This is a genomic window from Thioclava sp. NS-SX20, from assembly GCF_057380695.1.
On sequence record NZ_CM170816.1, the window covers coordinates 1,424,591 to 1,442,994 of the forward strand.

17 protein-coding genes are annotated in these 18,404 nt (G+C 62.1%); 14 read left to right on the forward strand and 3 right to left on the reverse strand.

From position 1 onward, the window contains the following. Positions 1–7: 7 nt before the first annotated feature. On the forward strand, positions 8–1,282 hold the full coding sequence (locus AC2ISB_RS07030) for a cytochrome P450 (protein ID WP_486574561.1): 1,275 nt from the start codon (positions 8–10) through the stop codon (positions 1,280–1,282). A 95-nt stretch (positions 1,283–1,377) separates the two neighbouring features. Here the strand turns inward: AC2ISB_RS07030 and AC2ISB_RS07035 are convergent, their stop codons facing one another. Then, on the reverse strand, positions 1,378–1,839 hold the full coding sequence (locus AC2ISB_RS07035; protein WP_339107534.1) for an Lrp/AsnC family transcriptional regulator: 462 nt from the start codon (positions 1,837–1,839) through the stop codon (positions 1,378–1,380). 165 nt (positions 1,840–2,004) lie between these two features. Between AC2ISB_RS07035 and cobA the strand changes: the two genes are divergently transcribed. From cobA to AC2ISB_RS07085, 10 genes are all read left to right on the forward strand, one after another. Beyond that, positions 2,005–2,790 carry a uroporphyrinogen-III C-methyltransferase gene (cobA, locus tag AC2ISB_RS07040; protein WP_486574563.1) on the forward strand — a complete coding sequence of 262 codons (786 nt, stop codon included), beginning with the start codon at positions 2,005–2,007 and terminating at the stop codon, positions 2,788–2,790. After that, positions 2,790–3,098, forward strand: coding sequence for a DUF2849 domain-containing protein (locus AC2ISB_RS07045; protein WP_339107536.1), 309 nt, complete (start codon positions 2,790–2,792; stop codon positions 3,096–3,098). Before cobA ends, AC2ISB_RS07045 begins: the two co-directional genes overlap by 1 nt. 12 nt (positions 3,099–3,110) lie before the next feature. Next, positions 3,111–4,778 carry a nitrite/sulfite reductase gene (locus AC2ISB_RS07050; RefSeq protein ID WP_486574565.1) on the forward strand — a complete coding sequence of 556 codons (1,668 nt, stop codon included), beginning with the start codon at positions 3,111–3,113 and terminating at the stop codon, positions 4,776–4,778. Continuing rightward, on the forward strand, positions 4,747–5,547 hold the full coding sequence (locus AC2ISB_RS07055) for a phosphoadenylyl-sulfate reductase (protein WP_486574567.1): 801 nt from the start codon (positions 4,747–4,749) through the stop codon (positions 5,545–5,547). The genes AC2ISB_RS07050 and AC2ISB_RS07055 overlap by 32 nt, the downstream gene beginning before the upstream one ends. Beyond that, complete coding sequence (locus AC2ISB_RS07060; protein ID WP_486574569.1) at positions 5,544–5,915, forward strand: DUF934 domain-containing protein; 372 nt, start codon at positions 5,544–5,546, stop codon at positions 5,913–5,915. The genes AC2ISB_RS07055 and AC2ISB_RS07060 overlap by 4 nt, the downstream gene beginning before the upstream one ends. Positions 5,916–6,066: 151 nt before the next feature. Then, positions 6,067–6,897 carry a ferredoxin--NADP reductase gene (locus AC2ISB_RS07065; RefSeq protein WP_339107540.1) on the forward strand — a complete coding sequence of 277 codons (831 nt, stop codon included), beginning with the start codon at positions 6,067–6,069 and terminating at the stop codon, positions 6,895–6,897. 255 nt (positions 6,898–7,152) lie between these two features. After that, positions 7,153–7,812 (forward strand): SDR family oxidoreductase, encoded by a 660-nt coding sequence (locus tag AC2ISB_RS07070; protein WP_339107541.1) that lies wholly within the window; start codon positions 7,153–7,155, stop codon positions 7,810–7,812. Positions 7,813–7,967: 155 nt separating this feature from the next. Continuing rightward, entirely contained in the window at positions 7,968–8,546 is a 579-nt protein-coding gene (infC, locus tag AC2ISB_RS07075) for a translation initiation factor IF-3 (protein WP_339107542.1), read from the forward strand. A gap of 212 nt (positions 8,547–8,758) precedes the next feature. Next, the gene (locus AC2ISB_RS07080; RefSeq protein ID WP_339107543.1) at positions 8,759–9,361 is read left to right on the forward strand and encodes a L,D-transpeptidase; all 603 of its coding nucleotides are present in this window, start codon (positions 8,759–8,761) and stop codon (positions 9,359–9,361) included. Between the two features lie 147 nt (positions 9,362–9,508). Further along, positions 9,509–10,303, forward strand: coding sequence for a class I SAM-dependent methyltransferase (locus AC2ISB_RS07085; RefSeq protein ID WP_486574571.1), 795 nt, complete (start codon positions 9,509–9,511; stop codon positions 10,301–10,303). Positions 10,304–10,742: 439 nt separating this feature from the next. On the opposite strand, the gene AC2ISB_RS07090 is transcribed toward AC2ISB_RS07085, so the two are convergent. Together AC2ISB_RS07090 and AC2ISB_RS07095 are read right to left on the reverse strand one after the other, a co-directional pair. Continuing rightward, complete coding sequence (locus AC2ISB_RS07090; protein WP_486574573.1) at positions 10,743–12,980, reverse strand: hypothetical protein; 2,238 nt, start codon at positions 12,978–12,980, stop codon at positions 10,743–10,745. A 161-nt stretch (positions 12,981–13,141) separates the two neighbouring features. Next, positions 13,142–14,494, reverse strand: a complete 1,353-nt coding sequence (locus AC2ISB_RS07095; RefSeq protein ID WP_486574574.1) for a hypothetical protein — start codon at positions 14,492–14,494, stop codon at positions 13,142–13,144. A 249-nt stretch (positions 14,495–14,743) separates the two neighbouring features. On the opposite strand from AC2ISB_RS07095, the gene AC2ISB_RS07100 reads away from it, so the two are divergent. Genes AC2ISB_RS07100 through AC2ISB_RS07110 form a run of 3 tightly spaced genes read left to right on the forward strand, consistent with a single transcriptional unit; the run spans position 14,744 to position 18,395 of the window. Then, positions 14,744–17,035, forward strand: coding sequence for a glycosyltransferase family 2 protein (locus tag AC2ISB_RS07100; RefSeq protein ID WP_486574576.1), 2,292 nt, complete (start codon positions 14,744–14,746; stop codon positions 17,033–17,035). Continuing rightward, positions 17,035–17,349, forward strand: a complete 315-nt coding sequence (locus AC2ISB_RS07105) for a hypothetical protein (RefSeq protein WP_486574578.1) — start codon at positions 17,035–17,037, stop codon at positions 17,347–17,349. The genes AC2ISB_RS07100 and AC2ISB_RS07105 overlap by 1 nt, the downstream gene beginning before the upstream one ends. Next, complete coding sequence (locus AC2ISB_RS07110) at positions 17,346–18,395, forward strand: glycosyltransferase family 2 protein (protein ID WP_406736405.1); 1,050 nt, start codon at positions 17,346–17,348, stop codon at positions 18,393–18,395. The genes AC2ISB_RS07105 and AC2ISB_RS07110 overlap by 4 nt, the downstream gene beginning before the upstream one ends. Positions 18,396–18,404: the final 9 nt, after the last annotated feature.

Sequence of the window (18,404 nt, forward strand, 5' to 3'; positions counted from 1 at the left end):
GAAGGGCATGTGTCAACCATTTGCATGGCTTGCCATTTCCCCGAAGCCCGCGCTTAATGGCCCGATGACAGCGCCCAGCTCCCTGCCCCGCCTCCAGCAATCGCCGCGCGATCCCGCCTTCGTGCAGGCGCCCTACCTGTTTTACGACCGTGTCAGGCAGGCCGGACGGGTAGTCTTCTGGGAGGATTGGGGCCTGCCGGTCACCGCGCATTCCACCGTGGTCGGTGGCTGTTTGCGCGACCGACGTCTGGGCCGCGCGGCCCCTGCCGGTTTCGGCACCACGCCCGCCGCCCATCTTGCGCCCTTCTATGATCTCGAAGCGCATAGCATGCTGGAACTTGACGGCCCGCCCCATGCCAAATTGCGCGCGCAGGTGCTACGGGCCTTCACCTCACGGCGGATCGCGGCCCTGGCCCCCGAAATCGAGGCGCTGTGCCATCAGCTGATCGACGCGCTGCCCGAAGGCGGGTGCGACCTGCTGCCCCATTATGCCCAGCATGTGCCCGCCATCATCATCGCCCGCCTTCTGGGACTGGACGACGCCACCGCCCCCGACCTGCTGCGCTGGTCGCATGCGATGGTGGGGATGTATCAGGCGCGCCGTAGCCCCGAGGTCGAAACCGCCGCCGTCGCGGCCAGTCTGGAATTTGGCGCCTTCCTGCGCGGGCAGATGGCCAAACGCCGCCTCAGCCCCGCCGATGACCTGCTTTCGGCGCTACTGGCAACGGAAACCGATGAGGATCGCGGGCTGAGCGAGGCCGAAATCCTGTCGACCGCGATCCTGCTGCTGAATGCCGGACACGAGGCGACGGTGCACTCGCTGGGCAATGCGCTGGCACAGCTTTTGCGCCAGCCCCAGCTTTGGGCCGCCGCACAGGAGGCCGCAGACAACGCGCCCGCCCTTGCCGCGCTTGTGGAAGAGGCCCTGCGCTTCGACCCGCCGCTGCATCTGTTCCTGCGCTGGGTGAAAGAGGATATGGAAATCGGCACGCAGGTCTTTGCCCGCGGGGAGCGGATCGGGCTTTTGCTGGCAGGGGCCAATCGTGATCCCGCCATCTGGTATGACCCCGACCGCTTCGACCCACAGCGTCCGGGCAAGCCGCATCATGCCTTCGGTGCGGGCGCCCATTTCTGTCTGGGAGCCCCCTTGGCACGGATGGAGATGCAGATTGCGCTGAAAGTGCTGATCCAACGTCTGCCCCGCCTGACGCTGACCGAGCCGCCTGCCTATGCCGATCTCTATCCCTTCCACGGGCTGAATACGCTGAAGGTGCATTACTAGCGCCAGAACCGGCAAATGCAGGATCGCTTTGCCGCAGGAAAAACCCGGCGCAGGAAACCTCCCCGCGGGCCAGCACATATGTAACGGCCCCCTGATTACAAAGGCAGCATGGTGGTATTCTTGATCTCTTCCATCGACAGGAGGGCGGTGACATTATGCACCTTCACCTCGGAGATCAGCGCCTGATAGAAGGCGTCATAGGCACGGGCGTTCTGCACGCGCACCTTCAGGATATAGTCGATATCGCCCGCCAGCCGGTGGGCCTCCATCACCTCGGGGCGCGCGCGCAGGGCGGCCAGAAACTTCTGCTGCCAGTCGGCCTCGTGTTCCGAGGTGCGGATCAATACGAAGAAACAGGCATCGAAACCAAGGGCTTCGGGGTCCAGAATGGCAGTCTGCTGGCCGATGATCCCCGCCTCGCGCATCTTGCGGATACGATTCCACACGGGCGTCTTCGACGAGCCGACCTTGCGCGCGATATCATCCAGCGATTGGCTCGCATCCAGCTGGAGCTGAGAAAGAATTTTCCGATCCATGTCGTCAATACGGACTGACATTCGCCCAACCTCCGGTGAACGGAACATACGTTCCAAGTTTATTTGGCTTACGAACATACATCCTTATTCGCAAGACCCCATAGCGCCACAGGGGAATAATTTCCTATATTACAGCCTGAAAGCCAGAGGTCTATGCAAATGTCTCACAGCCCGTCAAACGCCCAGATGCCCCCCCTTGTCACCTTTGCCGGTGCGGGTCCGGGGTCTGCCGAGCATGTGACGCTGGCGGTGGCGCGGGCACTGGCCGAGGCGGATGTCGTCTTGTATGATGCGCTGGTCGGGCCAGAGGTGCTGGCGCTGATCGGCCCGCAGGCCACGCGGATCGAGACCGGCAAACGCGGCTTCGGCCCCAGTATGGATCAGACCGATATCACCAGCCTGCTGCTGGGGTTTGCCCTTCAGGGACGCAGGGTCCTGCGGCTGAAATCCGGCGATCCGTCGATTTTTGGCCGTATGAACGAGGAAATCACCGCGCTCGAACTGGCCGGCATCGGCTTCAGGGTTCTGCCCGGCATCACCTCGGCCTCTGCCGCGACGGCGGCGATCGGCCAGAGCCTGACAGAGCGGGGCCGCAATTCCGAGCTGAACTTCCTGACCGGCCATGACACCAAAGGCTATACGGATTCCGATTGGGCGCGTCTGGCCCTTCCCGGCGCGGTCGCAGCCATCTATATGGGCAAGAAAGCCGCCCGATTCATTCAGGGCCGCCTGATGATGCACGGGGCCTCGGCCCGAACGCCCGTGACACTGGTCGAGAATGTCGCCCAGACCGAACAGAAAATCTGGGCCGCGACCCTTGCAACCCTGCCCGAGGTGGCCGGGTGTTGTGTGGGGCCCGCCATTATCCTTCTGGGCCTTGCGCCCCGCCTTTCGACAAAGACCCACACCCTTACCGATCTTCACCAGCCAGATCATCACGCCCGAGAGCAAGCCCGTGAGGAGGCATTCTGATGGCACGTAAATTCACGCCGAAAGTCCTGACCGCCAATGATCTGATGGAAGGCGATGTGATCTATCTCGCCGCCGACGGGTCTTGGGTGCGCGACCATGCGCAGGCCGAATTCATCGAGGACGAGACCATCGCCGAAATGCGGATGCTGGTGGCCCAAGGCCAGCCGGAGATCGCCGTCGGCCCCTATCTGGCCGATGCGAAGATGGGGGAGAACGGCCCCGAGCCCACCCATTTCCGCGAAGCCTTCCGGACCCGCGGTCCGTCGAACTACTTCCACGGCAAGCAAGCCGAAACAGCCAGCCAGTAACAGGAGCGCGCGATGTATACCTATTCCGATTTCGACGAAGCTTTCGTGCGCGAGCGTTGCAAGCAGTTCCGTGCTCAGGTGGCCCGCCGCATCGACGGCTCGCTGACCGAGGATGAATTCAAGCCGCTGCGCCTGATGAATGGCGTCTACCTGCAGCTGCATGCCTATATGCTGCGGATTGCGATCCCCTATGGCACGCTGCGCGCGGACCAGATGCGCCAGCTGGGCATGATTGCCGATCGCTTCGACAAGGGCTATGGCCATTTCACCACCCGCCAGAACATCCAGTTCAACTGGCCCAAGCTGAAGGATATCCCCGATATTCTTGATGCGCTGGCCGATGTGCAGATGCATGCGATCCAGACCTCGGGCAATACGATCCGCAACACCACCGTGGACCATTTCGCCGGTGCCGCCACCGACGAGATCGCAGACCCGCGCCCCACGGCCGAGCTGATCCGCCAGTGGTCCACCGACCACCCCGAGTTCCAGTTCATGCCGCGCAAGTTCAAGATCGCCGTTGGCGCCTCGACCCATGACCGCGCGGCGCTGAAGGTGCATGACTTGGCGGTGGAGCTGGTCGAACAGGACGGCCAACAGGGCTACCGTATTCTTGTGGGCGGCGGTTTGGGCCGTACGCCGATGATCGGTCAGGTGATCACCGATTTCATCCCCAAGGCCGATCTGCTGCCCTATCTCGAGGCGGTTGTCTCCACCTGGAACATCATCGGTCGCCGCGACAATAAATACAAAGCCCGTATCAAGATCACCGTTTTCGAGAACGGGATCGAGAAGATGCGCGAGCTGGTCAATGAGGAATTCGCCAAGATCCGCGCGAAATTCTCGGGCTATGACCAGGAGGTTCTGGCCGATCTCGAGCGCCAGTTCGCCCCGCCCGCCTTCAAGAACACCGACCCTTCCTCACTGGAGGCGGCTGTGGCGGTTGATCCGGCGCTGGCGCGTTGGGTCAACCGCAATACCAATGCCCATAAGGTCGAGAACCATCTCTCGGTGGTGATCTCGCTCAAAGAGCACGGCAAGACGCCGGGCGATGCGACGGGCGAGCAGATGCGCCTGATGGCCGATCTGGCCGATCAATATGGCTATGGCGAGCTGCGTATCAGCCACGAACAGAATGTGATCCTGCCGCATGTCGCCAAGGGCGATATTCCGGCGCTATTCACCGCGCTTGCCAAGGCGGGTCTGGCGACGGCCAATGCGGGGCTAACCTCGGATATCATTGCCTGCCCCGGTATGGATTACTGCGCGCTTGCGACCGCCCGTTCGATCCCCGTGGCCGAGCAGATCGCGCTGCGCGTCAAAGAGCTGGATCTGGAAGACGAGATCGGTCTGATGAAGATCAAGATCTCGGGCTGCATCAATGCCTGCGGTCACCACCATGTGGGCCATATCGGCATCCTCGGTCTCGACCGTGCGGGCGTCGAGAACTACCAGATCACGCTGGGCGGTGATGCGACGGAAAACGCCGCCATCGGTGAACGTACCGGCCCCGGTTTTGCCTATGACGAGGTGGTGCCCGCGGTCGAGCGTCTGCTGAAGACCTATCTGGAGAAACGCAACTCCACGGACGAGACCTTCCTCGCGGCCTATCGGCGCCTTGGTGCCGAACCTTTCAAGGAGGCGCTGTATGGAGACGCAGCCAAAAAGAATGCCGCGTGACGGCTGGGCCTCGATCGAGGACCGCGTTGCAGGGCTGAACAGCCGCTACAAGCACCATGCCGCCATCACCGTGATGGAGAAGGCGCTGGATGACCATGACACGGGCGATGTGGCGATGGTTTCGTCTTTCGGGGCGGAATCGGTGGTGCTGTTGCATATGGTGTCGCTGATCCGTCCGGCGACGCCTGTGCTGTTCATCGATACGCATATGCTGTTTCAGGAAACGCTCGACTACCAGAAAGAGGTGGCCGAGAAGCTGGGTCTGACCGGTGTACAGGTGATCACCGCCGACCAGAAGGACCTCGATTTCGAGGACCCCGATGGCACGTTGCATCAGTTCAACACCGATGCCTGCTGCACCTTACGCAAAACGGTGCCGCTGGAACGCGCACTCAGCAAGTTTGACGCTTGGATCACGGGGCGCAAGCGCTATCAGTCGGGGACACGCGCGGCGATCGACTTCTTCGAGGTAGAGACCCCCACCCGTATGAAGATCAATCCGCTGGCGCATTGGACGCGCGAGGATCTGCAGGAATATATGATCCAGAACCGCCTGCCGAAGCATCCGCTGGTGGCCAAGGGCTACCCCAGCATCGGCTGCGCCCCCTGCACCAGCCCCGTGAAACCGGGCGAAGACCCCCGCGCTGGCCGCTGGCGCGGGCAATCCAAAACCGAATGCGGGATCCATTTCATCGGCGGCAAGGCCGTGCGTGTGGGCCCCGATGGCAAGGTAATTGACGAAACCTCCAAAGGAGAAACCGTCGCATGAGCAAGATTGTACGCGATGACGGCTTTCATGCCGATGATTTCACGGGCGCGCCGGTGGTGCTGCCCTCCGACACCGATCCGGCGCAGCTTGCGGCCCTGACCCAAGGGGCCGAGCTGGTGATCTGCGACTTCCCGTCCTTTGCCGACGGGCGCGGCTTTACCCTTGGCCGCCGGCTGCGCGATCTGGGCTTTGCGGGGCGGCTGCGCGCCCGTGGCCATGTGATTGCCGACCAATATGCCATGGCGCGCCGCTCCGGTTTTGACGAGGTCGAGATCTCGGATGAGCTGGCCACCCGCCAGCCGCAGGATCAATGGATCTTCCGCGCCGACTGGCAGGAGCATTCCTACCGCCGTCGTCTGATGGGCTAAGATCAGGCTTTGCCATAAGCGCAGCTCTGCGCTATGGCAGGCCCCAGCACGCTAACGCCATCTTTTTCGGGTTCAGCCTTTCGCCATACCCGTTCGATATGTTCTTTCCGGACGCCCATCTGATGCCCTCCGGACCAAACACGAGACCGCCATGACCGAATCTGCAACCAAAACCCCGCCCGTCAAAACCCTTCCCGATGCGCAGACCGTGACCTCGGTCAAACATTGGACCGACAGCCTGTTCTCCTTCCGCGTGACGCGCCCGCAATCTTTGCGCTTCCGTTCGGGGGAATTCGTGATGATCGGCCTGATGCAGACCGACGAGAAGACCGGCAAGGAAAAGCCCCTGCTGCGCGCCTATTCCATTGCCTCGCCGAATTGGGACGAAGAGCTGGAGTTCTACTCGATCAAGGTTCCGGATGGCCCGCTGACCTCGCGTCTGCAGCACATCAAGGAAGGCGACGAGATCATCCTGCGCCCCAAACCCGTCGGCACGCTGGTCCATGATGCGCTGCTTCCGGGCAAGCGCGTGTGGTTTCTGGCCACCGGCACCGGCCTTGCGCCTTTTGCGTCCCTGATGCGCGACCCCGAGACCTACGAGAAATTCGACGAGGTCATCATGATGCACACCTGCCGCACGGTTGAAGAGCTGGAATACGGCAAGCAGCTGGTCGAGGGTCTGCAAAATGACGAGTTGATCGGCGAGATGGTCGAGGGCAAGCTGAAATACTACCCGACCGCGACCCGCGAGGAATTCCACCATATGGGCCGCATCACCGACAACCTGAAGTCGGGCAAGGTCTTTGAGGATCTGGGCCTTGCGCCGATGAACCCCGAAACCGACCGCGCGATGGTCTGCGGGTCTCTGGCGTTCAACAAGGACGTGATGGAGGTGCTCGAAAGCTTCGGCCTGCGCGAAGGTGCCAATTCCGAGCCGCGTGAATATGTGGTCGAGAAAGCCTTCGTCGGCGAAGGCGTCTGATCCCGCTGACAGTTTTTCACGGCCCTCCGCGCTGCGGGGGGCCTTTTTCATTTCCCATCGTCGTCCCGCCCCCTACATCTCGACACCATAGGGCGCGATCTTGGAGCCCCCGGCACGAAGGGGCGATCTGCGCGTGGAAAGAGCCGGTCCCGGCGGCTATATGGCGCATAGACCCCTATGGGCCTGCAAAACGCAAGAGCGGGTGACGATCCGCCCCGCGCGCCCTAGATGTGAAAAACCAGAAAGGATTTCCCAATGGCACATATTTTTCTCATCGGTGCGACGGGCGGTATTGGGGCGCGCCTTCTGCCCATGCTGATCGCGGCCGGACACGAGGTCACGGCCCTGCATCGCACCCCCGAACAGGCCGCAAAACTGACCGCCCAGGGGGCCAGCCCCGTTTTGGGCGATATGATGGAGCTTACCGCACAGGATCTGACCCCGATGATCGAGGGCCATGACATCGTCATCTTCTCGGCGGGGGCCGCAGGATCGGGGCTGGATCGCACCTCGCGTATCGATGGCGAGGGCCCGCGCGAGGTGATGGCGGCAATGGGACGTGCGGGGGTGGACCGGTTCTACCTTGTCTCCGCCTTTCCCGAAGCAGGGCGGTGGAAAGAGCCGAACCCGAATTTCGAACATTACATGCGCGTCAAGAAAGAGGCCGATGCCGCCGTGGTGCGCAGCGCGCTGTCTTGGGTCATCCTGCGCCCCGGCACGCTGGTGACGGAAGACGAGGACGGCAGGATCGCGGCAGGACTGGCCCTGCCCTATGGCACCGTCAAACGCGGCAATGTCGCCCGCGCACTGGCTACATTGGTCGATATGCCCGACATCCGCCATGAGCTGATCGAGCTGACCGATGGTGAGTCTCCCCCCCTTGAGGCCCTGCAGGCCCTGCGCCGCAGCGCCTAGGCACAGGGACCGCCCAGAAAAAGCGCATCCGTCACAGGATGCGCCCCGGTCCGCCGCCAATCCCCCGATCCGGCTTCCCGCCTTGGCAGAATCTGGGGTTTCTTGGACCGGCGGGTGCGTTTGCGGTTGAAACCGGTCGCGCGCGGTCCTATTTTATGCGCCAACTGATTTTAGGCTACAGAAGGATTAACGCCATAGCCCGCAGACCCCATAATGCCCCGCCGACCCGCGACACTGGTCCTCGCGTGAACGGACGGATCCGCGCCCCTGAAATTCGTCTGATCGGCGCGGAAGGTGAAAATGTTGGTGTAGTGACCCCGTCGAAGGCGCTTGCTATGGCCGAGGAAGCCGGGCTTGACCTCGTCGAGATCTCCCCCAATGCCAAACCTCCGGTCTGCAAGATCATGGATTTCGGCAAGTTCAAATACGAACAGCAGAAACGCGAAGCCGAAGCCCGCAAGAAGCAGAAGATCATCGAGGTCAAAGAGGTCAAGTTCCGTCCGGGGACCGATGTCCATGACTACGAGGTCAAGCTGCGCTCGGTGAAGAAATTCCTTGAAGGCGGCGACAAGGTGAAAGTCACCCTGCGGTTCCGCGGTCGGGAGATGGCACACCAGAATCTGGGTCTCGAACTTCTGAACCGCGTCAAGGATGACGTGGGCGAGCTGGGCAAGATCGAGAACATGCCCAAGCTGGAAGGCCGCCAGATGGTGATGATGATCGGGCCGAAATAAGGTCCGACACGATCAAGGCTGTGCATTGGCCATAGCCAGCAGGGTTGCCCTCCTCGTGTTTCGGGGAGGGTTTTTCGTGGAAGGTAGATGTAGGAGTTGCATTTACATCACCTCTGCAAAGATCGCATCTGCGTGAGCAGGCGTGAGTTGAGCGAGCGGGGTCTTTCATGCGACTTTGCTCATATTCAGAATTCTGAACGGGAGTTCACACCATGTCTCAAGACCGTTCCGGTCACCTTTCGCGGCGCAGCGCCCTGCTTTTGGGTGGTGCGGCGCTTTGCGCCCCCGCGATTGCACGTGCCGCGACGCAAGACATTCCTATGGCGCAGCAACCGGCCATCGTGGCCGCGCCGTCGCGTCACAATATCTCGGCGTTCCGCGAGATCCATTGGCAGGACCATTTCGACCGGCTCGATCGCGTGACGCTGATCGCCGACACCCATTCGAAAGCCCTGCACTACTGGGCCGTCGACGGTGCCGATTACCGCCTCTATCCGACCTCCGTGCCGATGACCGATGCGCTGACCAAGCGCGGCTATACCGAGATCGTGCGCAAGAAAGTCGGCCCCGACTGGACCCCGACCAAATCGATGCTCGAAAAGGATCCCTCGCTGCATTACATGCCGCCCGGTCCCGACAACCCCTTGGGCACCCGCGCGATGTATCTCAGCTGGCCCGCCTATATCATCCACGGCACCCATGACACCCGCAAGATCGGGCGTCGCAGCTCGTCGGGCTGTATCGGGCTTTATAACGAACAGGTCGAGCAACTCTTCGAGCTGTGCCCCGTGGGATCGCAGGTCAAGATCCTCTGATCCCACCATAGCCTGCCGGTTCTACCAGCGCCCCCCAGACGGGGGCGCTTTTTTATTGGCGCAGGGGGGGGGCATTAACCAAGAGTTAGGGCCGGATATGCGAACACAAGGAACTTCAAGAGGATAGATTTAGCTGAAAGGTTCATTATGGCCCTTCCCGACACGCTTTGCGCCCGTTTGATCGAGACAGTGAAGACCCATCGCCTTTCCGGCAATTTCGTGATGCTCGGTCGCCAGCGATGGATCGGCTCGCGCAAGGGGGCTTCGGCCCAGCTATTGACCGACACGATTGCCAGATATCTTCCCGGCCTGAGCGAGGCCGATCTGAAAGACCCGCAATCGATCTATTCCGAGCATTTCATCCGCAAGCTCGGCTTCGATACCGTTGACTCGATGGATATGTCGGATTTCGAAGGGGCCTCTCTGGTGCAGGATCTCAGCAAGCCCCTGCCCGAGGCGCTGCACCACCATTTCGACGTGGTCTATGATGGCGGCACCTGCGAGCATATCTTCGATCTGCCGACCGCGTTCCGCAATCTCAATGCCATGCTGCGCCCGGGCGGCACGCTGATCGGGCATTCTCCCTGCAATGGCTGGATCAACCACGGCTTCTACCAGATCACGCCGGAAATGGTGTTCGGCTTCTGGCAGAGGACATTGGGCTATGAGGTGCTTGATCTGAAATTGCAGCCGATGCTGCCCAATTTCGCCAATGCCTTTGCCACCACCACCAACCCCAATGACACTGGCAAACGCCCGCGCCTGAGCCGCCAGCTTCCGCTGAATTCGCCGGTCATGCTGCTCTATGTGGTGCGCAAGCCGCTGGAAGGGTCGCTGGGCGATGGCAGCGTCTACCAGACCGACTACATGCGCAAATGGGATGACGCGCAGCCTGCCCCCGGTGCAGATACGGGCACAGGCGCAGGCATGGGCACCGAATAAGCGGCGCTCCCTCCCCGACAGGTATGTTGTAAAGCGGGCCTGCTGCAAGACCGGCGCGCGGCCAGACGGGGCACGCCGCCGAGCGATGCGCGACCGGCCTTTGACTGCCGCCCGAGCAAGAGCCGCCCTTGTGCCGCAAACCTTGTGCCGCAAAGCCGGAGCACCGCCGCCGACCATCGTCCCTCGGACCACAGACACGCCGCACAACCACCACCGCGTCCGAAATTTGAAGCGCCACGAAAATTTAAAGCGCCGCAGGAGGGAGACCCGCGGCGCTTTCTTCGGATCGGGCAAGGGAGAATGCCCGTTGACCCGCAATGGGTGGATCTTGCCGGAAACCGGCTAGAGGGAGATAGATCCACCTGACCTTTGTCTAGTCCCACAGGAGACGGAGGACTTTGACACATATCAATCTGCACGCGGGGCGCGAAAACTCAAATCAGGTTTTCGGGAGATCGCGCAGGGCTTTCCTCACCGCCGCGTTATCATTGCGTTTGAGAACCCACGCGCCCAGCCGTCGCGCCAGCGAGAGATGGCCCTTGGCCACGCAGCGGTTGAAAAGCTCCTTCTGGTAGCGCGGGAAATTCCGTCGCGCCCGCAGCGCCATATGGAAGTCATTGGGGCTAAGTTGCCCCTCCAGCGCCTTGAGGATGATCGGCTGCAAGATCCCCATCTGGCTGAGTGACGACCCCAGCCTGTGCCCCATCAGCGGCGCGCGCAGCTTCACCACATTCTCGCCGGTGAAGCGCGCCACATGGCCCGCATCCAGCGGCTCATAGGGGTCATAGAGGATACTCACACGGTTTGCCGTCAGGCTCGCCTGCGCCGCATCGCCATATTTGCCGGAAAAATCCTGCCCCCAAACGGTTTTATAGCGCGTCTCCCACGGCACCACGGTTTTATCCAGCGTGGATTGCGGCGAGATCGCCACCACATCCGCCCCCGGACAGGCCGCCGCAAAGACACAGGCCGCATAACCGCCCATCGAAGCGCCGTAAAACACCACGCGGTCGAATTGGGCAAAGAACCCCTCGGCGGCCAGCCGGTCGAATTCGGCCATCACCCAAGGGTCGCGATACCATGTCCAGCCGCCCGCCATAGCCCCCAGCATCGACCAGCCCTGTTTCTCGATAAAACTATAGCCCCAAGGGCGGCGGTCCTCGCGCTTGCCCATCGCGATATCAAGATTGTCGAAGGTCACCACAAGGGTGCGCCCGCGCGGCACGTAGAGAAAGCTATGCTGGCCGTTATCGGTATAGAACCCCTCGGGGCCTGCCAGTTCACGCGCGATCTTTGCCCAGGCCGGATCGCTTTCGGCCTTAGGGGCAAAAGGGCTGAAGAGCACCCGGCTGATCTTGCCATTTCCCCTTCCCGCCAGATCTTCAAGAACCTCGTTCTCGCCATAGGGCTTGAGGAAAGGAAAGGCCCCGCTACCGGCGCGGATATCCATCAGCATCCGGCTATCGGCATGGAACAGGCGCCCCATCAGCGGCTCCAGATGCTTGACTTTCGCCACATCGCCAAAGCTTGCCAGTGACAGCACCAGATCGGCGGGCTTCACCTCTGCCGCTTGGGTCACGATACGGATGCGCGCGCCATCAATACCGCCTGCCACCAGCTGCGCCTTCACCCCCTGCGCATGGGGCGTCGCCAGAGCGGGCCAGCTTCCATCGGGGGCAAGGTCGATCAGGTCGATATCGCAATCGAAACGGCTCTGGGCGGCCTGCAGTAGATCGGGGGCGGTGGCCCCCAGATCGGCAATCCGTTCCACGCGCGTCAGTCCGGTTTTCGCAAGCAGCGCCTCTGCTGCCGCACCGCTGGCACCTTCGGGGGCCGGAACCGGCGCGGGGGCCGCAGCTGTCAGGATCGACCCGTCGGGCAGCACGCCATGTTTGGTCATCAGCATGCCGACACAGCTGCGCGGCTTCGGGATGCCGCCATGTTTGTCATTGATCCGCGCCCGCAAACGGCGGCCATAGAAATGGATCGAATAGGTTTTCTCGGTGATATGCTTTTGCCAGTCATAGCCCGGCTGGGTCATCTTGGCGCGCCATTTGTAGTCGATGGGATAAAGCGCCTCTTGCGGCATCGCATATTTGATCTCGCCCGTTTCCTTCAGGAAATGGGTCAGGCCATGCGGGCCCCAGACGCCCCAGGGCTGGTCACCGGCATGGACCGGCTCGCCACGGTCGCGGGCCGCTTCCAGCTCGCGGGTGTAGTCATCGCCATACCATGTGGGGATCGCATATTCGTCATTGGTGAACTCGATCAGCCGCCCCAGCGCCTCGCTGTCCTGCGGCAGACCCAGCACGCCGCCATTCACCCCTTCCTTGCTTTCCCACGCAAAGAAATGCCCCGTGGGGGTGGTGAAGGGTTTGACGCAATAGGCATCGGTATCGGCCCAGATCATATGGTCGTTCTTGGCCAGCAGGTGATAGCGGAAGCGGTCCGAATGCAGCGCCGGCGAATTGGTGCGGCCATGACGCAGGAACTGGTCCGCCGAAAGGATCTCGTTGGCATCGGCAATCGCCACCCCTTCGGGGACATTGGGGATCGGCTCGTAGGAATACAGCGTGATATGCTGGCCCGCATCGACAAAGCTTTTCAGGCACAGCACCTCCAGAAAGCTCATCTTGCCGCCGATCCAAAGCGCCGCAACCTGATAGTCTTTGCTCATCTTTCCTACACTTTCCTGGCCACCGGATGCCGGTCTTGTTAATGCATATTAACGCAAAGGCAGCTGCCTTGGTAAATGCGGTCATCATGCGAAGCACGTGCGACATTTCCAAGGCATTTCTGCCCCAACGCCCCGTCAGAACGTAAAAAATTTCCTAAATCTCATGAAGTTGGCGCTTGCGGCGTAAAAATGGCCCGCGTGATGGCGGCGTCCGGCTCCGGCTCTGCCGCCTCCAGCCGCCGCAAAGCCCCCTGCTTGCGCAGATAGGGAAACCCGCCCGATCCGCGCCGGATGTCGATGACCAGCACCCCATCGGGGCGCAACAGACGCGGCAGAAGCGGCCCTAGCGCGGTCACCGGCCATTGGTCGCCATAACTGCCGGTGGCAAGGGCCAACCCGTCCGGCTCCAGAAAGAACGGGTCAAGAACGACGCGCACCAGATCCCGCCGCACCCCCTGCGAGACAAGCCATTCGACATAGGGTGCAACCCAGGGCGATGGCGTGGTTTGCGCGGTCCCTTCGGGGGTCAGATCCACCAGTACCACATCGCAATTATGCCGCCGATGCGCGGCCAGCGCGAGGCCCGGTGCCATGCCGCCCAGATCATAGCAGGCCCGCACCACCCCGACCCCCATTTCGGCCAGCACTTGCGCTGCGATCCCTGTTTCCTCGAAGGTCAGCTTGGCGCGCCCTGTGATCGGGGCAAATTCGGGACGCAGCCCGTGCTTGCGGCACAGATGTTCAAGATAGCTGCCGTTCGCAGGGGCGCTATGGGGATTGCGCCCGAGGCTGCGCTTGTTCGAGGCCCAGAGATGCAGCCCCGTGGTCTGCGCGGAAAGACGCGCCTGCATCGCCGTTTCGCTGCCCAGCAGCTTGGCCCGCTCGGGGAACGGCACAGGGTAGAACGCCTCCATCGGCTGCACCTGCCCGCCAAGGCCCAGAGCATGGGTGAAATAGGTCACCATCAACGGCCCCCAGATCCCCCAAGGCTGCTGGCTGACATGCACAGGCGTGCCCCGCGCAGCCGCCTCGTGATAGCTGCTGGCAAGATGGGGCGGCAGGAACGGCGCGATGGAAAACCGGTCCTTGGTGAAATCGAGCATGGTCTGCAAAAGAAGAGACCCCGCCGGCAGCGCCAGCACCGCATTATTGACCCGCGGGCTGTCGGGCAGCTCGTAGCCCAGCACATAGGGGCTGTCGTATGTGAGCGGGCGGTGGCAATACACATCGGTATCCACCCAGATCATGCCCGGACATTTGGCCAGCATATGCAGCCGGAACAGATCGGCAAACAGCGCGAAACTGTCCTTGCGCTCGTATTTCAGAAACCCTTCCTGCGGGTCTGGGGCAAGGATCTCGCGCCCGTCGCGCAAGATGACCCCGTCAGGGACATTCTCGATCGGCCCGTAGGAAAAAAGCGTGATTTTCTGTCCCTGATCGACAAAGCTTTTGAGACACAGGATTTCAAGCCAGCTCAGCCGGCCGCCGATCCACAGCGTTCCTATCTCGCGCATGATCCCCCCCACACACCACAGGCCAGTCATTCTACGGGCCATATCACACCCGAAGGCCAAGTCCGGCGGGGCCTTGCCCCAATTTGGCCTCAACTTGCCCGAAATCGTGACATTTTCCAACGGAATACGAAAAAAAACCGAAATGGCCTTAACCAAATCTGCGGCTTGTGCTTTCACAAAGACAACAGACTGCCCCGAAGACAGGGCGGGCCGCGGAAACCTCCGCCGGAGACGCAGGATAACGACGACATGGCATCAGTGATCAGACGCAGCCTTCTGGCAGAAGACCCGTGCGAAGAGGCGGGCACCGGCCCCGTCCTTCTGGATGCGGTGACGTGGGAGGCTCAGGGCTGCCGCCATCTGCGCGCGATGTTTGCCAACCCCTCACAGGCCGCGCAGATCACCCATCTGGACGGCGGCACGATCACCGAAACGCGCGATGTGGCTGGCGGGGCGATGCTCTGCGCCACGCTCGACGGCCCCCTGCCGGTGCAGATCACGACCCAGACCGATGCGACCACCCCGCCCCATATGCGCCCGCTTGCAATGGCCGAGGCGGAATGGGATCTGCTGCGTGATCGCAACTGCCTGTTCGGCCAACGTTTCGAGGAAAGCGCCGAGACGGTGCTGGACTGGCTCAGCTGGCATGCCGACCAGCATGCCGCCACCGGCGCGGTGATCCTCAACCGGTTTTCCGATGCGCCTTTCGTGGCGCGGCTGGCCAAGGGGCTGGATGACCGCGATCTGGAGATGGTGGTGATCGTCCTGGACTGCCCCGTCGCGATGGGCAAGCCCGGCATGGGCCCCGAAAGCCACCCCTTCCTTGCCCCCGACGCCCCCGGCAAGGACCGGATGGAGCCTCCCGCCCCCGATCCGTGGCGCGCGCCCCTCGGGCAGGGTCTGGTCTTCGAAATTGCGAAATGGCGGTTTCTGGCCGAAGCCCGCGCCGTGCTGACGCTGGATGTCACGGACCTTCTGGCCCCTGTGGCCGATGGCAGGATGGGCGCCTTCGATGCCTGCCTCGAGGCCCCTTCCGGGGTGATCATGCTGGTCGGGCGGCGGATCTATCCGTGGCGGGTGCGCAATGGTGCCGCGGAATGTTTCGCCGACCATATCTGCCGCCAGTTCGATGCGCGGCGCGGCACCGCACGCTGGGGATGTGCGCCCGCAAAGGCGGGGCTGGAGGCGACATGGCGCATGGTGCGTGTGGCCTATGCCAAGCCCGATCCTGCGCATGTCTTCCCCTTCTGGCGGGCAATGGCGCTGCGCGTGCCGGGGCGCAAGGCGGCAGAGCTGGCCCCCAAGACCTCGCTGGTAGAGGACGAACAGCTTCTGGCGCTATCGCTGGATGTCTGGGGGCACAAGCCCGTGCGGCCTCCGGTCTCCAAGGTCAAACCCGCCCCCAAAGCGGCCCTGCGCGCCGGTCGCACCGCGATTGTCACCACGATGAAAAACGAAGGCCCGTTCATTCTGGAATGGCTGGCCTATCACCGTGCGATCGGGGTGGATGATTTCCTGATCTACACCAATGACTGCACCGATGGCACCGATACGATGCTGGACATGCTGATGGCCAAGGGGCTGGTCCAGCACCGCGAGAACCCGTGGCGTCCGGGGGGCGAGCTGAAGCCCCAGCATGCCGCCCTTCAGGCCGCCGAATCCGAGCCCGTCATCCAGCAGGCCGGTTGGGCGATCTGTATGGATGTGGACGAGTTCATCAATATCAAGATCGGCGATGGCACCCTGACCGACCTTTATAAGGCGATGGGCGAGGCGAATATGATCTCGCTGACATGGCGGCTGTTCGGTAATTGCGATGTGCATGACTATGAGGACCGCTTTCTTCTGGACCAGTTCACCACCTGCGCGCCGGAAGTCGTGCGCAAGCCGCATCAGGCCTGGGGGTTCAAGACCCTGTTCCGCAATATGGATATCTACAAAAAGATGGGGGTGCACCGCCCCAAAGGTCTGGTGCCGGACCTGTGGGATCAGGTGAAATGGCTCAATGGGTCGGGCCAGCCCATGCCGCGCGAGATGTTCCGCAATGGCTGGCGCTCGACGCTGGAAACCTATGGCTATGACTGGGTGCAGCTCAACCATTATGCTGTGCGCTCTGCCGAGAGCTTTCTGGTCAAGCGTGACCGCGGGCGGGTGAACCATGTCGACCGCGATCAGGGGCTGAACTACTGGTTCCGGATGAACCATAACCTCGAGGAGGAACGCTCGATCCAGCGGATGATCCCCGCGCTACAGGCCGAATATGACCGCCTGATGGCCGATCCCGAGATCCGTGCCGCCCATGAAGCCGCCGTGGCCGCGCATCGCACCAAGATTGCCGAGCTGCGCGCCACCGAGAATTACGAGAATTTCTATGGCGACCTGACCAGTGCCAAATACGAACGGCTCTCGCGCATGCTCCAGCATTTCGGCTCGGCGGTGTTCAATGCCGGCCCCGACTGCCTGCCCGAAGATATGCATCTGCGCGACGTGGCCCCCGATTTCTTCTTCACGGTCGAACATGAGGGCGAGGCGGAGCACTAATGGCAAACCGCTGGAAGATCCCGAAAGCACTGGAAGCCGAAATCCACGCGCGCGACCGCGCCTGCATCTATTGCGCTGCCCCTTTCGGGGATGAAGCCGCGCCAGCGGCCAAACGCCCGAGCTGGGAACATATAATAAACAACGCTTCGCTCATCTCACTCGAGAATATCGCTCTATGCTGCCGCGGCTGTAACGCGTCAAAAGGTCAGAAGACGCTCACTGAATGGCTCGCGTCTCCCGGCTGTGCAAAGCGGGGCATTTCCCGACGCACGCTTTCCCCTGTCGCTCTCGCCGCGCTGGAGGCGGCCTCATGAATATCCTCGGCATCAGCTGCATGAAGAACGAGGGCGCTTTCCTGCTGGAATGGATCGCCCATCACCGTGCCATCGGCATGGACCATTTCCTGATTTATTCCAACGATTGCGAAGATGGCACCGATCTGATGCTGGACCGGTTGGCACAGATGGGCTGGCTCAGCCATGAACGCAATCCCGGCCCGTGGCGGCGTGGCCCGCAATGGGAAGCCCTGCTGCGCGCCGACGAGCATCCGGCACAGCAGCGCGCCGATTGGGTGCTGGTCTTCGACGTGGATGAATTCGTGAATATCCATCTGGGGGCGGGACGGTTTTCGGACCTGATCGCCGCCCTGCCCGACGCCGATGCCATCGCCCTGACATGGCGGCTTTTCGGCAATAACGGCGTGATCGACTATACCGACACCCCCGTAACGGACTGTTTCGACAAGGCCGCCCCCCCTGCCATGCTCTGGCCGTGGCGGGCCTCGCTGTTCAAGACGCTCCTGCGCAGAACCGGAGATTACCGCAAACTGGGGGTCCATCGCCCCCGTGGCCTGACACAGGGCGCGGCGCCGCGCTGGTTTGACGGCGCGGGCACTCCGCTCCCCGATCTCTACCAGAAAAACCGCCTTTTCACGCCACCCGATCGAAACTGCTGGGGCATGGTGCAGCTGAACCATTATGCGCTTGGGGCAATGGAAAACTATGTTGTCAAATGCGACCGCGGACGGGCCAATCGCGATGTCGGAGGGTTCGACCTGTCCTACTGGGTGGAGCGCAATTTCTGCCAAGACGAGGACCGGAGCATCCAGCGCACAGCCCCGCTACGCGGACCGCTGTACCAGAGCCTGCTGGACGATCCCGTGCTCGGTGCCCTGCACGCGCAGGCCGTGCGCTGGCGTCACGAGAAGATCCGGTCCCTGCTGCGCGAAGAGGCCCCGCGCGCCATGTTCGGGCGGCTTCTGCTGACCCCGCCGACGCGCCCCTTGTCAAAGGCCGATGCCCAGCGCATGCTGCGGCTGGCACATTTGGCACAGACCAGCCAGACCAAGCCGAATTTGTAAACAATACCG

Coding starts and splice junctions, on each gene's coding strand:
- AC2ISB_RS07035 (WP_339107534.1), bottom strand. CDS start 1,839: ATGTCAGTCCGTATTGACGACATGGATCGGAAAATTCTTTCTCAGCTC.
- AC2ISB_RS07080 (WP_339107543.1), top strand. CDS start 8,759: ATGTCTCAAGACCGTTCCGGTCACCTTTCGCGGCGCAGCGCCCTGCTT.
- AC2ISB_RS07050 (WP_486574565.1), top strand. CDS start 3,111: ATGTATACCTATTCCGATTTCGACGAAGCTTTCGTGCGCGAGCGTTGC.
- AC2ISB_RS07045 (WP_339107536.1), top strand. CDS start 2,790: ATGGCACGTAAATTCACGCCGAAAGTCCTGACCGCCAATGATCTGATG.
- AC2ISB_RS07095 (WP_486574574.1), bottom strand. CDS start 14,494: ATGCGCGAGATAGGAACGCTGTGGATCGGCGGCCGGCTGAGCTGGCTT.
- infC (WP_339107542.1), top strand. CDS start 7,968: ATGCGCCAACTGATTTTAGGCTACAGAAGGATTAACGCCATAGCCCGC.
- cobA (WP_486574563.1), top strand. CDS start 2,005: ATGCCCCCCCTTGTCACCTTTGCCGGTGCGGGTCCGGGGTCTGCCGAG.
- AC2ISB_RS07070 (WP_339107541.1), top strand. CDS start 7,153: ATGGCACATATTTTTCTCATCGGTGCGACGGGCGGTATTGGGGCGCGC.
- AC2ISB_RS07110 (WP_406736405.1), top strand. CDS start 17,346: ATGAATATCCTCGGCATCAGCTGCATGAAGAACGAGGGCGCTTTCCTG.
- AC2ISB_RS07055 (WP_486574567.1), top strand. CDS start 4,747: ATGGAGACGCAGCCAAAAAGAATGCCGCGTGACGGCTGGGCCTCGATC.
- AC2ISB_RS07100 (WP_486574576.1), top strand. CDS start 14,744: ATGGCATCAGTGATCAGACGCAGCCTTCTGGCAGAAGACCCGTGCGAA.
- AC2ISB_RS07090 (WP_486574573.1), bottom strand. CDS start 12,980: ATGAGCAAAGACTATCAGGTTGCGGCGCTTTGGATCGGCGGCAAGATG.
- AC2ISB_RS07030 (WP_486574561.1), top strand. CDS start 8: ATGTGTCAACCATTTGCATGGCTTGCCATTTCCCCGAAGCCCGCGCTT.
- AC2ISB_RS07060 (WP_486574569.1), top strand. CDS start 5,544: ATGAGCAAGATTGTACGCGATGACGGCTTTCATGCCGATGATTTCACG.
- AC2ISB_RS07065 (WP_339107540.1), top strand. CDS start 6,067: ATGACCGAATCTGCAACCAAAACCCCGCCCGTCAAAACCCTTCCCGAT.
- AC2ISB_RS07085 (WP_486574571.1), top strand. CDS start 9,509: ATGGCCCTTCCCGACACGCTTTGCGCCCGTTTGATCGAGACAGTGAAG.
- AC2ISB_RS07105 (WP_486574578.1), top strand. CDS start 17,035: ATGGCAAACCGCTGGAAGATCCCGAAAGCACTGGAAGCCGAAATCCAC.